This is a genomic window from Paenibacillus soyae (genome assembly GCF_024623455.1).
Lineage (GTDB): Bacteria > Bacillota > Bacilli > Paenibacillales > Paenibacillaceae > Pristimantibacillus > Pristimantibacillus soyae.
This window is the reverse complement of sequence record NZ_JANIPJ010000012.1, coordinates 1-13,869: the sequence shown is the minus strand read 5'-3', so window position 1 is coordinate 13,869 and position 13,869 is coordinate 1. Positions and strand designations below refer to the sequence as shown.

Below are 13,869 nucleotides of genomic sequence, written 5' to 3'. Positions count from 1 at the left end.
AAGCTCAGCCCCCTTCGTTCAATCTCCTCAGCAATCGCTCAATCGAGCGGTCCGCTTCCTTCAGTACGGTCCCCTTATCGACGGTAAGAAGCATTTTGCCGCGCATGACGAGCTCTCCGTCGATCAGCACCGTATCAACATCGCTGTAGCCCGCGGAATAGACGACTCGGGAGTAGGGATCCGCTTCGAAGGACGGGTAGGCGTGGAATTCGTTCAGCTCGAGCAGGATCAAATCCGCTTTCTTGCCGACCTCCACGCTCCCGATCTCCCTCTCCATGCCGAGCACCTCCGCGCCTCCCATCGTGGCCATGCGGAGCACCGTCCTGGCGTCCATCGAGGTCGGGCCGTGCAGCGTCTTCTGGATCAGCGCCGTCATTCTCATCTCCGAGAACATATCGAGCGTGTTATTGCATGGAGCGCCGTCGGAGCCGATGCCAACCGGAATATGCCTGCCGAGCAGCTCCGGCACCTCCGCGATGCCGGAAGACAGCTTCAGGTTGGAGCCGGGACAATGCGTCACCTTGACGCCGCGTTCGCGTATGACGCGCTTCTCTTCATCGTCCAGCCAGACGCAGTGCGCGAGGATGAGATCCGGCGTCGCAAGTCCGATGTGATCGAGGTACAGCACGTTGCGCATCCCTCTCTCCCGTTCGACAAGCGCGATCTCGCCCCTGTTCTCCGATGCGTGCGTATGCACCTTCACGTTGTGCCGTTTCGACATTTCGCGGACGCCGAGCAGCAGCTCTTCCGTGCAGGAGACGACGAACCGCGGGCAGAACGCGTACGAGATGCGCCCGTTCGCTCTCCCATGCCATCGTTCCAGCAGGTCGACGCTTTCCTGCAGCGATTGCTCCGTCGTTTCTATCAACCCCGCGGGAACGTCGCCTCCATGGTCCATCATGACCTTCCCCGAGACGGCTCGAATGCCGCTCGACTCGATCGCTTGGAAGGCGGAGCCGGTATGATGAACCGTCTCCATATCCAGAATGGTCGTCGTTCCGCTCCGGATAAGCTCGCCGATTCCGAGCATCGCGGAGTAATAGACGGATTCCTCGTCATGAGCCGCTTCGAGCGGCCAAATTCTTTTTTTCAGCCAATCCAGAAGCTCCAGATCGTCCGCGCGGCCGCGGAAGAGCGTCTGACAGAGATGGATATGCGTCTGGATGAACCCGGGGAGCAGCGTCTTGCCCCTCGCGTCGATGACGAGATCGGCCTCCTCTTCGATACTTTCCGCGATGCGGACGATCCGGTCGCCGTCAATCAGGACATCCCCAGAGAGCACCGTCTCCCGTTCATCCATCGTAATAATCTGCGCGCCTTTAATCAGCTTTGTCGCCATGCTCGCTCTCTCCTTCGCCTTAGCTGCCCCGATACGTGCTGTATGCGCCTGGCGCAACGAGCAGAGGGATGTGGTAATGCTGCGAGGCGTCCTTTACCCGGAAGGCGATCGGGACGACGTCCCATATCGACGGCGCCAGCCCGGGCTTCTCCTCGAAATAACGGCCGACAAAAAATCGAATCTCGTACAAACCTTCCGCGAACCGATCACCTTCGACCAGCGGCCGGTCCAGTCGGCCGTCTTCGTTCGTCGAGGATGCCGCGATCAGCTCTTCGCCGCCGCCCGGCAGCAGCCTGTATAGCACGACGGCCATCCCTGCCGCCGTCTGCCCGAGCGCCGTGTCCAGCACATGCGTCGTTACTTTGCCCATGCGACGCCCGCCTCCTTAGCTCGCCGCGGGATCGGCGCCCATGTGCTCCAGCCTGAACGACGCGATCCTGCATACCTCCCGCAGCGCGCGAGTCTTCTCTTCCGCCGCGGTGTTCATCATCCGTTTCTGCATGGAATCCGCGATCATATCCGCCGTCAGCCCTTTTACCGCGATGATGAACGGGAAGCCGAACCTCTCCCGATACGCAGCGTTCATCCGTCCAAAAATATACGCCTCGTCCCTCTCCAGCCGGTCGAGCCCGGCCCCTCTCTGCTCCTCCGTCGATTCCGCCGTCATCCGCACCTTCGCGCCCAGCTCGGGATGCGCGCGGAGCAGCTCCAGCTGCAGGCTTTCGTCCGCCTCCATCACGATGGCCGACATGCACTCCAGCAGCTCTTCCCTCGTGCGGAACGGGCGGCTGTGCCACGCCCTCTCCGCCACCCATGGCGAAGCTTCGAATAACAAGCCGTATTGCGCGACGAATGTCGCAAGATCCCAGTCGTTCGATGCTTTCAATAATGGATCCATGCCGGATACCCCCTTATGCTTGTAAGTCGTTCCTAACCTCTTGCGACGGAATCCTCGCCGTCAAATAGCCTCATCCCCGTCTACTCTGCCGATCATAATCGCCAGCCGATCCCGCAGCTTCCGGAGGACAAGCCGTCCGGCCTCTTCGTTCTCCCGAAGCAAGCTGTTCCAATCGTCTATCATGCGGAGAAAGGGCAGCTCGACGTTACTGCGATGACGCATCCTGGCCAGCGCTCTCTCGTTATACGAAACGGGAATAACCATCCTCGAAATCGGTGCGCCAATAGCCGCATCCAGATGCCACTTCTCCGCCTGAACCAGGGTGGAGCCGAACGTCGCGGTACAATCCGCAACGAACAGAATGTCCAACTCTTGGCATAAGCTTCCGATTTTCTCCATCGAACGGCTCATGCCGGAGAGCGGTTCGCCGTGGGAGATTGCGACAAGGACCGGCCGCCTACGCCGCAGCTCGTTCTCCAAGCCCGCTAGATCGAAGCCGTCAGCTTCCGCCATCTCCAGCACGACAGGGTCCGCCCCGAGCCGCTCGCATAGATCGGCGATGCTTCGGCCGCGCGGCCCATAGACCGGAACGAGAACCGTCTCGCTGGGACGGATGAGACTGCCGAGGAGCGCGTTCATAATCTCCTCCCGTCTTCCGACGGCGGGAAGCGACCAGCCGGCATCCCTTTGGAAGAGACGGTTCAGCATCCGCTCGATATCGCAGCGAATCACCGCATCCCCCTCCGCCGTTAACGCGTATTGCGGTTTGTCGCCCGCCGGCTCATTGTTATCAGGAGTGAAGCTGCGTTCCGAGCGATGCTTCCGCGATCGATCCAACCGTTCCATAGCTCCCCTCCTCCCAAATCCATATCTTTCCGAATTGGAACGAATGATTGACCCTCGAATCATGTCAGAATAGTTAACGCGTTAAATGGAATTGAAACTATCATATGATGGGACGTTCGTTTTGTCATTGTACATAATATATAGAATTCAGCGGGGGATTTGTGCAGAACATCTCTTTTTTTTCAAAATCATCTTTTCCTTTCCTCCAAATTCCGCTATATTAATGTTAGATAACATGACGCGAAAGGGGCGGATCTCTATGCTTTTGAAAGACCTGCTTCAAATCCCCGCGCTTCGGAATGCGCGGATAGCAGCGGGCGCCGAAGGTCTGAATCGCAGCGTCAATACGGTCAATATGATGGACGCGCCGGACATCATCCATTTTCTTAAGGCTAACGAGCTGCTGCTCACGACGGCCTACGCGATGAAGGACCATCCCGAAACGCTGGATACGCTTGTGGCCCAAATGGCGGAAGCGGGCTGCGCCGGTCTCGCCATCAAAACCAAGCGGTTCCTGGAGGAAATTCCAGAGTCCGTCATCCTGAAGGCGAATGAGCTGCAGTTCCCGTTGCTCGAGCTTTCCCTCGACTATTCCCTCGGCGAAGTGCTGAACGGCGCGCTGAGCAGCATCCTGCAGAACAAAACGAATGAACTAAGCTACGCGCTCGATACGCATCATACCTTTTTCAACCTGATACTGAACGGAGAAGGATTAATCGAAATCGTCGACAAGCTCTCGCAGCTTATCGCCTGCCCCATCGTCATCCTCGGCTCGAAGCTGGAGCTCATCAACCTGTCGACCACGCTTCGGCCGAACATTCAGCTGCTGAACAAATGGATAGCGGACTACGCCTCGAACAAGCAGACGCTGAACGGCGGCTTGTATAAGGTCCATGGCGGCACCGCGGCTGACGGGACGAAGCATGTTCGGCTTCAGCCGATTCCCACGCCTCAGAGACCGGGGTATATATTGGCGTTTACCGATGAAGAGGAGATAAGGACGCATCATGCGCTGGCCTTGGAGCAGGCGGCCAATGTGCTTGGCTTCGAGCTGCTGAAGGCGCAAGCCGTCAAGGATAGAGCCCGGAGGTTCAAGATCGAATTTTTTACGGAGCTCGTGCAAGGAGAGATAACGTCGGAGCAGGAGATCATTCATCGCGGCAAGCAGCACGGACTCTTCCCTGCGGAATCGATGATCTGCGTCGTATGCGGAAGGGATTCGGACGAACACGCGGCCGAGTCGGAACAGGATCAGATCGCCATCGAACGGAAGGCCAGGGAAACCGATCATCTCTACCATGTTCTGACCAAAGAATTCGCGAGGTTTGGCGCGCCGTTTGTGTTGTTTACGCTGAAGGATAAATTGATTGCCCTGCTGTCCGCCAAGGATTTGCTCGGCTCCTCCCCGGAAGGAAAGCTGCGGACTTCGCAGCAGCTGCAGGCCATCTCGGAGCGCATGGCGGCGAGCGAGGATATCGGATTGTCGTACGGCATCGGCAGCCCGATTAACAAGCTGGTCGACATTCCCGTTGCCTACAAGCAGGCAATGGACGCCTACCGGCTGGGAAGAAGCCACAACAAGCAGCGATTCGTGCAATATTACCACACGAAGGAGTTCGAGGACCTGCTGCGGCTCATCCCTGTCGATGATTTGCAGGAGTTTCTGCAGGAAACCTTCGAGGCATGGAACGGCATCGACGAGGGCGAGCAGCGGGAATGGCGGCGGACGCTTCGCGTGTTTTACGACAATCACTGCCATATCGGGGAGACGGCCAAAGGCCTATACATCCACCGAAATACCGTGCTGTACCGCCTGAACCGCATCGAGCAGCTGACTGGCGTCCAGGTCCGCAATCCCGCCGACAGCCTGCGCATGAGGATCGCGCTTATGATCAAGGAGCTCGTCAGCTAGCAGACGGACTGCCCAGCCACTCGGCCATGTCCCGTTTCATCCCTTCGAGAAGCCGCCTCTTCTCCTCGCCCTGCACGAAAGCGGCGGCGGCGCCGTTCATCGCGATCTGTGCAAGCTCCTCGTCCCGGAAGCCCAGCTCGTCGCGGAGCAGCGCGTATTCTTGCGTGATCGTCGTATTCGACACGGTTAGGTTATCGGTATTGACGGTGACGGCAATGCCCCGGTCGAAATAGTCCCGCAGCGGATACGAGACCCAGCTTTCCGCGGCTTTCGTCTGCAGATTGCTCTTGGGGCACATCTCCAGTGGAATGCCTGCCCGAAGAATCAGCTCGACGACCGCCGGATCCTCCTTCATGCGAACGCCATGCCCGACTCGCTGCGCGCCAAGCAGCTCGACGGCGGATCGAACGCTGGACGCGCCCGCCGCTTCGCCGGCGTGAATCGTGATCGGCAGCCCCCTCTCGCGGGCCATGGCGAAAATATCCCGGTAGAGCTCCGGCGGGTACGCGGCTTCCGCTCCGGCAAGATCGACCGCCACGACCCCCTTACCGAGCAGATGAGCCGCTTCGCGGATCACTTCCCGGTTCAGCTCTTCGGAGTGGCCGCGGAGACAGATCGCGATGCACCTCGCGACAACGCCGAAGTCGCGTTCGCCTTGCCGCAGCCCTTCGAGCACCGCGCGGATCGCATCCGCCACGCTTAGTCCCAGCTTGCGATGCAGCTGCGGCGCGAACCGGACCTCGACATACCGGCAGTTATGGGCCGCCGACTGCGCCACGACCTCATAAGCCGTTCTTGTCAGCGACGAGGAGGTATGAAGAAACTGACCGACAAAATGAAATTTGCTTAAATAGTCCGTTAAGCTGTCGCAGTCGCCTTCCGCTCTCATATAAGGCGCAAGCAGCCCCGGGTCCCAAGCGGGCAGCTTATGGCCGCCTTCCCTCGCCAGCGCGATGACCGTCTCCGGCCTCACGCTTCCGTCCAGATGCACATGCAAATCCACCTTTGGCATGGCCAGAATCCGATCCTCCATTTCACGCCCTCCTCGTCGTTTTATGATTTAATATATACCGATCCCCCATGCGATGTAAACAAAATTAACATTGAATTTTAACAGGCTCGTCACATGCCGCACTCATCCGCAACAAAAAGCGGGAGCCGGGCTTATCGCCGCTCCCGCATTTGCACAACTTATTCGCCTTCCACGACATCGCCCGTCCAAGCGAGCATGCCTCCCGTCACATTCGTCACGTCGAAGCCCTGCAGGGCCAAAAACTCGCACACTCTGCCGCTTCTGCCGCCGCTTCTGCATATAAAGACGACGTCGCCTTCCACGTCATGCACTTCATGCGCGCGGGCCTGAAATTGGGATAAAGGAATCAATCGCGCTTCCTTAATATGCCCTTCCATCCATTCGTCCGGCTCCCGCACGTCGATCAAATTCAATTTTACGCCTTGCTCAAGCTGATCTTGGAGCTCGGCTGCCGTCATCTCGCGAAACATAGCTTCAACATCCTTCCTGTCACATTCATCTATTCGATAGCATTGTATCGCGCCCGGAGCCGAATGTCCATGCCGGCAGGCGCCGGGTTACCGTTTGTTTTTGTTTTTGGCAGCGAGCAGGCGATGGATGGATGATGACTGCTCCGGCGCGTCCGCCGGAGAATTTCCGTTTGTCTGCGGCTGCACCCGCTTCGGCGTCTGCGAATTCGCGCGATCCGCAAGATCGTCGCGCCGGATCTGCCCCGCGGAATGGGACGGACGATTGGCTTCGGAGGAAGGCGCGCCCGCTCTGTTCCGTTCCGCCTCGAGGGGCTCGCCGCCCGTCTTCGCCGGCTTCGCGTCAGAGAAGCCGCCGGCCCCGTAGAACCGGCTGCGCTCCTGCGTTCGCTGCTTCATCCTGCCGATCGCGCTTTCCTGCGCGGCGCCTTGAGAGCGAAGGGACTGGCGCTTGCCGGTCCGGGATGGGGCGAGAAGCGCGTCGCCAATCCGCCCCCAAGGGAGAGACAATCGCCGCAGGGCGATATCCAGCAGCCAGAGCAGCAGCACCGCAATCAACAGCTCGCGGGATATGTCGTAGGGAACCCGCAGCTTGATCGGATCGAACTGGAAGCTTCTCGCCGCATCCTCCGGTCCAAGCTGTCTCCCGCCCGTCGCTTCCGCGATTCTGCGCAGCAGCTCCGACCCGTCTTGACCGCCTATCCGGTATTCGGGAGAGTACGGAACGACATAACCCGCCGTCATCCCTTCGCTGATCTCGGCGCTCTCCCCCGCTCCCCCAAGCCTGCCGATCTGCGTTAAGTAAGCGCCAGGCTCGAGCGACTCCAGCCTCGCCTCGTAACGGCCGGGGGCAACGGGCATCAATCGCCTCGCGAACGTTTCTCCGCCGGAATCCTGCAGAACGGCCGCAAGACCGCTTTCCAATCCGGAATCGCCGCCCGCCGCTTCTACGATTAACGTTCCTTCGCCGCCCGATAAAGAGGTGGATATTCGGTACGGAGAGCTGTCGAATTGCGGGAAGGTCCATTTCACCCATTCCGTAAGCACCTCGGGGAACTGCTCCCACTTCACCCAATCCGGCGCCCACTTGCCCGTCGCATCGCTTGTCCAAGCGACCGAACGGCCGGCGCCGTACGTCCACCTCGCCAGAATGGGATCCTCGTCGGCCGACCACAGGGCAACCTCCGCCATTTCCTTCGGGGATGTAGCCACGTAAGCTTGAAGCGGCGGCACCCCGCGCTCCCACAGCTGCCCCCACGCTCCCGCGTCGCCGATCCCCGGGGTGAACGTCCCGTCGACGATATAGGTGCGGGACATGAGGACGGTCTCCCGGCTGAAGATGGCCGGCAGCGTGCTCTGATCCCGGGTGAAATAGTAACGTCCTTTGCCGTCGTTCGCGAGCCGTTCAAGCAGCGCTATATCCGCGCCGTCTCCCACTGCGACCGTCGACAAGGTCATCCCGTTTTCATTCATTGCGTCCGTAATCGTCCGATAATTCATGTTGGTCGATGATTGACCGTCCGTCAGCAGAATCATGTGCTTGCGCTGAGCATCGAGCTGAAGCAGCCCTTGGTACCCTGAGTCGAGAGCGGAATAGATCTCGGTGCCGCCTTCCGCCTGGATGCCTTGAATCTTCTCCAGCACCTCATCCCTGTTCGTGAGCGGCGTCGGCTCGACGACCCACCAGGGCATGGAGTCGAAGGCGACGACGCCCACCGTATCCGCGTCTCTCAGCAATTCTACGGTTCGCATGGCCGCTTCCTTGGCCAGCTCCAGCTTGCCGTCCCCCATGCTGCCGGACCGGTCGATAACAAGAACAAGTCCCAAGGAAGGCATTTGCTTCCGCCCCTTCAGATCCATGTAGACGGGCAGGGCCCGTTCCACCGGCGTTTGGAAATACCCGCCCAGACCGAAGCTTTCGTCTCCGCCAAGCATCACGAGTCCGACGCCGTAGTCGCCCGTTGCCTTGGCCAGCCATTCCATCGGCTGCTCCGCGATCCTTGTCGCGGGCACGTTATGAAGAATTATACTGTCATATGCGGCATATGAAGCGAGCTCACGGGATAACTGCTCCGGTCCGATCGTCTCATGCCCGATCAGCGATGCGGTCATCGCGGCTTCGATATTAACCGACGAGCCCGGCTTTCCTTCCACGATGAGAACCTTCGGCGGGCCGCCGACCCTGCCGAAAGCGTGGGCGGCGTCGTTCGCGGATTGCTCGTCTCCCGCGGCGGCCACCTCGGCGCGATACCGGTGAAAGCCCGGTTCGATCGCTACGTTCTGCATGGCAAAGCGATTGTCTCCGCGTTCGAGCATCACCTTCGAGACGGCGAGCTCGCGATCATCCTCATAGAGCCGGAGCTCGGCTTCGCCCGCGAACGTGCTGCGAATGGCAAGCTCGAAGCTGAACGTTTCCCCCTGCTTCAGTACGCCGGGCACCCGGAGCTCCTCGATCGACGCGTCGCGGGCAAGCTCCGAAGACAAATGCACGACGTCGACGGGTATGCCGGCATCCTGCAGCAATCTTGCCTGACGCATGGCGTCGCCGGCATTCTCCGCTCCGTCCGACAGCAGCACGATGCGGCCTCCGCCCTGCTCCTTCAGCATCGCGGCGCCGAGCTGCAAGCCTTTCGCTAGATCCGTATAGAAACTCGCGAGCTCCGTCCGGAACGAGTAAGCCTCTCCGCTCGGCAGCGCGCCGCTTGCGAGCGGCCGGTCGACTACGGCGTGAAGACCCGTCGAGACGATCCCGGCGAAGCCCTCCTCCGGCTTTTCCGTCCATGCCTTCGCAATCCATGCTCCTTGCCGCTCCTCTCCCTTCATGCTGGCGGAACGGTCCGCGACAAAAACAACGTTCCGCTGCTCTTGCATTCGGTATGGCGTCAGTCCGGCCGCCAGCGCAATAAGAAGCAGGAGAGTAAGAGTACGGGTCGCAACAACCGCCAGCTTCCGGACGCCGCTCAGTCTTGGCGTGCGGCGAACCATCCACCAGATATAAGCTATAAGAGGCAGAAGAAGAAGAAGCGCCCAAACCGAATTAGCCTGCATGCCCACGGCGATACACCTCCCATTCCATCAGCATCACGAGGAGCACGGCCAATACGGCCCATAGCAGCAGAGGCTCCTGGACTAGCGGAGCTCCGGAATCGTTGTCCGGCGCGGCGGCATCTCCTCCGTCCGAACGATACTGCAGCGTGAGCAGCCCTTCGTCGCCTTGTCCAGACGCGAATTCCGCGTAATCCGGCTTAACGGCCAAATAACGGCTGCCCGCCATTTCGCCATCGCTACCTGTTTCGAGAAGTCTGTACAAGCCGGGAATGGACGGCGCTTCTTGGCTGGACGCAGTCAGATCGATAGCCGGTAGATTCTGCTTCGCTGTTGTGCCTGCTGCCCCAACTCCGGCGTCTAACAGCTCGACCGCCTCCCATTCGGCACGCGCCGTCTCCGAACGAAACGGGATTTCAACCGCGCCGCCAGCTTGGACGACGCCGAGGTCGCCGAGCGACCCTCCGCTCATCCATTCTGCGGACTGCACGATCAAGACGGGAAACTCCGGTCGAAGCGGCAAGTCCGTGTCCTGCAGATTGAACGTATAACGCAGTCTCGGCCTTCCTTGTTCGGAGCCTGCGAAGATGGCCGGTATCTCGCCGAACGTTAGGATCGGCGCCCCCCAGTCAACCTCATCGGATAGCGGCACATGAAGCTTGCCAATATGCGTGTCTTGAAGCGTAATGTATGAGGTAACGGGATGCTCGGCCGCTTCTACGGCGGCATGCTTCGGAACGGCGGTAGTCGGAGCTTCATTCTCGGGATGATCGATCAGCCAAAGCGGCTTTCCGCTCAGCAGCTTCTCCCAGCCTGCATCCTGCGATAATCTCTCGTAATTCCCGTCGACCACGATCCAATCGATAGCCTGCGCGGACTCTTCGGACGGCGCGGCGGCATCCGGATGGATCTTTACGGGCTGCACGCCCGCCAGCATCAGTGCCTTCTCCAGAAACAAATTACCCTCCGTCACGAGCAGCGTTCTGCTGCTCTGCCGAACCGCCGGAAAACCGTAGGCCAAGTTGTCCGCCGACACGCCATCCACGGCGGGGAGCAGCTGGGCCTTGTAGTAGTCCGCGGGAGGAAGACCTGAAGCCTCGGCGCTTCTCCATTCCCCGGGAGGAACCGCGAGCTGCAGCTCCCGCGCGGCTTCGCTGCTCCCGTCTTCTTGGACGGCGAGCAATCGAACGGTGAAGGTTTTCTCCCCGCTTCCATTGTTTTGAACCGTCACCGTCGCATGCAGGAGATGGTTGTCGGACGAATCCGAAGCGATGCCCATCTGAATAATCGAGCCGTTGTCCGGCCGATCCTCGGCGCCAATCCTTCTAATCTCCGCAGCCGCGTTCAACGCGAGCTGATTCGCCTCCTCCGCGTCGCGCCATCGGCCGTCCGTAAACAGCAGCGTGATGCCATCCTCTTCGCCTAGATGCAAAGAGTCCGCTAACGACAAGGCGGCGGCATTATCCGTATTCCCATAAAATGGCCTAATCTCGTCCAGCAACCGAATGATGGACTCGTGGTCGGTCTCCGCGGATGCCAGCTCCATCGGCTCGGCTCCGGAGGCGATAAGACTGATCGGCCGTCCGCCAGGCTGCTGCGCGATCCACTGCTTCGCCGCTTGTACCGCTTCCTCGAACCGGGTGCTCCGTTCCGCCCCCGCCGCTTCGGCCGATACTTCGGCCATACTTCCCGATCGGTCCATAACCAGCACGGCATGCCCCTTCGAGCCGGCCGGTCGCAGCGCGGCCGGCTCCATCAGGGCCAGCACGAGCAGCAGCGCCGCAAGCAGCTGCAGGAGCAGCAGCAATCGCCCGCGCAATCTCTGCCACGGCCTGTTCGCTTCCTGCTCCTGCAGCAGCCGCCGCCATAGCAAATGGCTGGCCACCTCGGTCTCCCGATAGGTCCTCTTCAATAGGTACATCAGCGCGATAAGGGGAAGCGCCGCCGCAAACCACGCCGAAGCCGCGGATAGAAATTGCAAGCTATCACCTCCTACAGTTTTTCGAAGAAAAACTCACTTCGTAAGCATAAGCTTAGTTTTTCGAAGAAAAACTCACTTCGTAAGCATAATGGTCGATCAACCGCAAGCTACTTCTTCAGCCCTCCGGGGAGGGCGAGCAATCGCTGCAAAGCCTCCGTCATCGACATGCCCGTCTCCAAAAAAACGTACGAGGCTCCGAGCTCGGCGCACGTCGCCGTCAATTGTTCCTGGTAGGCTCTCACGGATGCCCGATACTCCCGCAGCAGCTTCTCCGAAATAGCGACTTCCTTCCCCGTCCCCAGCTCGCTGTCCACTAGCTTCAGCTCTCCGCTTAAGCTAGGGTCCACCTCTTCCGGGGAAAGCAAATGGACGAACACGACCTGCTGCCCGGTCGACGATAGCGTAAGCAGCGTTTCGCGCAATCCGGACTCGAACATCGCGTCCGTGAACAGCCATGTTACGCCTGCCCTTCTTGGAAGGGCACCCGGCATTCCGAACGGTAGCGTCAGATCGCTTGCCCCGACATCCGGGCGGTCCGAACGGGTCGCGCCGCCGCCCGATGACCGGCTTTCTTCGGCGAACATGCCGGCCAGAAATCGATACAGCTTCGTAAAAGCCGGCCTTCCCTGCAAAGCCGGGAGCTCCATTCCCATGGTTTGCTCATCGAACGCGCGTACCGTAACGCGGTCGTCGCCGGCAAGCGCGGCAAAACCGACAAGCGCCGCCAATCGAAGGGCATATTGCAGCTTGCTGACGGCAGATCCGCCGGCAAATGACATCGAACGAGAAGCATCCACGTACAAATGGGCATGCAGCTCCTGCTCGTCCCAATACTGCCGCACGTAAGCGCGGCCGGTTCTCCCGTACACATTCCAATCGATGCGCCGCGTATCGTCTCCAGGCGAATACGGGCGATAATCCGCGAATTCCTGCGAGCCTCCGAGCGTTACGGACCGCCGCTTGCCGGCCATCGTGCCGCGAATGCGGTTCCCCGATGACAGCCGGAGACGTTCCGCTAGCGCAAGCACCGATAGATCGGGAAACAAAAGCTTAAGCGCGGCTTCGGCCGTTATCGCCGAGGATGCCTGAAGCTTCATCGCGACGCCTCTATCGCTTCAAGGATCGATCGGGTCAGCTTGTCCGCCGTAAGCCCGAGAGCCTGCGCCTCATAAGTAAGCACGATGCGATGACGCAGAATCGGCAGCGCTGCCGTCCGCAGGTCATTCCAGGAAACGTGCAGCCTGCCATGGCTTAAGGCGCGAACTTTGCTTACCGCGATCAACGCTTGTATGGCGCGGGGACCTGCGCCGAACCGGGCATACCGCTTCACGTCCTCCGGCGCGTCGGCTTCTTCCGGATGCGTCATCATAACGAGTCTCACGGCCAGGTCGAGCACGTCGTCGGCAACGAGAAGCCCTTTGGCCAGCTGCTGGATGTGAATCAGCTCCTCGCCCGTCATCGCAACGCTGGCCTTGGGCTGGGAGAGAGTGGTCGTGCGCAGGACGATTTCCTTCAACTCCTCGCGCGTCGGATATTCGACACCGATCTTCAGCAAGAAGCGGTCCAGCTGCGCTTCCGGCAGCGGGTACGTGCCTTCTTGCTCGATCGGATTCTGCGTGGCCAGCACGAAAAAAGGCTTCGGCAGCACATGCGTCTCCCCGCCAGCCGTAACCGTTCCTTCCTGCATGGCCTCGAGCAGCGCGCTTTGCGTCTTCGGCGTCGCCCGGTTAATCTCGTCGGCCAGCACCAGGTTACCGAAGATCGGTCCGGGCTGGAACCTTTGCGAGGCGGCGCCTTGCGTGCCGAACTCCATTAACGTCGTGCCGGTAATATCGGACGGCATCAAGTCCGGCGTGAACTGGATGCGGGAAAAACGCAGCGACACGGTATCGGCCACGGTTCGGACCAGCATCGTTTTGCCGAGTCCCGGAATTCCCTCCAGCAGAGCGTGCCCGCCGGCGAGCAAACACCAGAGCAGCTGCTCCACGACCATCTCCTGTCCGACGATCACCTTCGCGATTTCGCTCTTCAGCTGCGCGATCTTACTTGCAGCCGCTTCCAGCTGTTCCTTCGATTCGATCATGCACAGGCTCCTCACTTATGAATTGACTTTACTCTTACGTTCATTACTTACGTGAACCGGTATCTGAACGGATGCTTGCACAGGTGCTTGAACCCAAGTCGTGAATGTTGCGGAAGTCGTGACTGTTGCGGAACTGAGAGCCCTTGATATGAACGAAACCTGTCAAGCGTCTGTGTCGCTCCTACGTTTTTGACGCACTTGAATAAGGGTCTGTCAAAAAGTTTTTTGACAGACTTTTCTCGCTTGTAATCTAACTACCAGTAAA

11 protein-coding genes are annotated in these 13,869 nt (G+C 59.7%); 1 reads left to right on the top strand and 10 read right to left on the bottom strand.

Features of this window, described 5'->3' with window-relative positions:
* Positions 1–4 precede the first annotated feature (4 nt).
* Genes NQZ67_RS16590 through NQZ67_RS16575 form a run of 4 tightly spaced genes read right to left on the bottom strand, consistent with a single transcriptional unit; the run spans position 5 to position 3,083 of the window.
* Positions 5–1,339, bottom strand: a complete 1,335-nt coding sequence (locus NQZ67_RS16590; protein WP_257448013.1) for a 5'-deoxyadenosine deaminase — start codon at positions 1,337–1,339, stop codon at positions 5–7.
* Positions 1,340–1,358: 19 nt separating this feature from the next.
* Entirely contained in the window at positions 1,359–1,709 is a 351-nt protein-coding gene (gene uraH, locus NQZ67_RS16585; RefSeq protein WP_257448010.1) for a hydroxyisourate hydrolase, read from the bottom strand.
* A gap of 15 nt (positions 1,710–1,724) precedes the next feature.
* Positions 1,725–2,237, bottom strand: coding sequence for a 2-oxo-4-hydroxy-4-carboxy-5-ureidoimidazoline decarboxylase (uraD, locus tag NQZ67_RS16580; protein WP_257448007.1), 513 nt, complete (start codon positions 2,235–2,237; stop codon positions 1,725–1,727).
* Between the two features lie 60 nt (positions 2,238–2,297).
* Positions 2,298–3,083: an aminotransferase class V-fold PLP-dependent enzyme gene (locus NQZ67_RS16575; RefSeq protein ID WP_257448004.1), complete on the bottom strand. Its 786-nt coding sequence runs from the start codon at positions 3,081–3,083 to the stop codon at positions 2,298–2,300.
* Between the two features lie 259 nt (positions 3,084–3,342).
* Between NQZ67_RS16575 and NQZ67_RS16570 the strand changes: the two genes are divergently transcribed.
* Positions 3,343–4,995, top strand: a complete 1,653-nt coding sequence (locus NQZ67_RS16570) for a PucR family transcriptional regulator (protein WP_257448001.1) — start codon at positions 3,343–3,345, stop codon at positions 4,993–4,995.
* Here the strand turns inward: NQZ67_RS16570 and add are convergent.
* From add to NQZ67_RS16540, 6 genes are all read right to left on the bottom strand, one after another.
* A complete protein-coding gene (gene add / locus NQZ67_RS16565; protein ID WP_257447998.1) occupies positions 4,988–6,028 on the bottom strand; it encodes an adenosine deaminase in 1,041 nt (346 codons plus the stop codon). The genes NQZ67_RS16570 and add overlap by 8 nt on opposite strands.
* Positions 6,029–6,186: 158 nt before the next feature.
* Complete coding sequence (locus NQZ67_RS16560; protein ID WP_257447995.1) at positions 6,187–6,498, bottom strand: rhodanese-like domain-containing protein; 312 nt, start codon at positions 6,496–6,498, stop codon at positions 6,187–6,189.
* Between the two features lie 87 nt (positions 6,499–6,585).
* Complete coding sequence (locus NQZ67_RS16555; protein WP_257448416.1) at positions 6,586–9,543, bottom strand: VWA domain-containing protein; 2,958 nt, start codon at positions 9,541–9,543, stop codon at positions 6,586–6,588.
* Positions 9,533–11,521 (bottom strand): vWA domain-containing protein, encoded by a 1,989-nt coding sequence (locus NQZ67_RS16550; RefSeq protein ID WP_257447993.1) that lies wholly within the window; start codon positions 11,519–11,521, stop codon positions 9,533–9,535. The genes NQZ67_RS16555 and NQZ67_RS16550 overlap by 11 nt, the downstream gene beginning before the upstream one ends.
* Before the next feature lie 107 nt (positions 11,522–11,628).
* Positions 11,629–12,618 (bottom strand): DUF58 domain-containing protein, encoded by a 990-nt coding sequence (locus NQZ67_RS16545; protein ID WP_257447991.1) that lies wholly within the window; start codon positions 12,616–12,618, stop codon positions 11,629–11,631.
* Entirely contained in the window at positions 12,615–13,604 is a 990-nt protein-coding gene (locus NQZ67_RS16540) for an AAA family ATPase (RefSeq protein WP_257447989.1), read from the bottom strand. Before NQZ67_RS16540 ends, NQZ67_RS16545 begins: the two co-directional genes overlap by 4 nt.
* Positions 13,605–13,869: the final 265 nt, after the last annotated feature.

What these genes read in the sequence shown, in the direction of transcription:
- NQZ67_RS16590 (WP_257448013.1), bottom strand. Translation starts at nt 1,339, where the DNA reads ATGGCGACAAAGCTGATTAAAGGCGCGCAGATTATTACGATGGATGAA.
- uraH (WP_257448010.1), bottom strand. Translation starts at nt 1,709, where the DNA reads ATGGGCAAAGTAACGACGCATGTGCTGGACACGGCGCTCGGGCAGACG.
- uraD (WP_257448007.1), bottom strand. Translation starts at nt 2,237, where the DNA reads ATGGATCCATTATTGAAAGCATCGAACGACTGGGATCTTGCGACATTC.
- NQZ67_RS16575 (WP_257448004.1), bottom strand. Translation starts at nt 3,083, where the DNA reads ATGGAACGGTTGGATCGATCGCGGAAGCATCGCTCGGAACGCAGCTTC.
- NQZ67_RS16570 (WP_257448001.1), top strand. Translation starts at nt 3,343, where the DNA reads ATGCTTTTGAAAGACCTGCTTCAAATCCCCGCGCTTCGGAATGCGCGG.
- add (WP_257447998.1), bottom strand. Translation starts at nt 6,028, where the DNA reads ATGGAGGATCGGATTCTGGCCATGCCAAAGGTGGATTTGCATGTGCAT.
- NQZ67_RS16560 (WP_257447995.1), bottom strand. Translation starts at nt 6,498, where the DNA reads ATGTTTCGCGAGATGACGGCAGCCGAGCTCCAAGATCAGCTTGAGCAA.
- NQZ67_RS16555 (WP_257448416.1), bottom strand. Translation starts at nt 9,543, where the DNA reads ATGCAGGCTAATTCGGTTTGGGCGCTTCTTCTTCTTCTGCCTCTTATA.
- NQZ67_RS16545 (WP_257447991.1), bottom strand. Translation starts at nt 12,618, where the DNA reads ATGAAGCTTCAGGCATCCTCGGCGATAACGGCCGAAGCCGCGCTTAAG.
- NQZ67_RS16540 (WP_257447989.1), bottom strand. Translation starts at nt 13,604, where the DNA reads ATGATCGAATCGAAGGAACAGCTGGAAGCGGCTGCAAGTAAGATCGCG.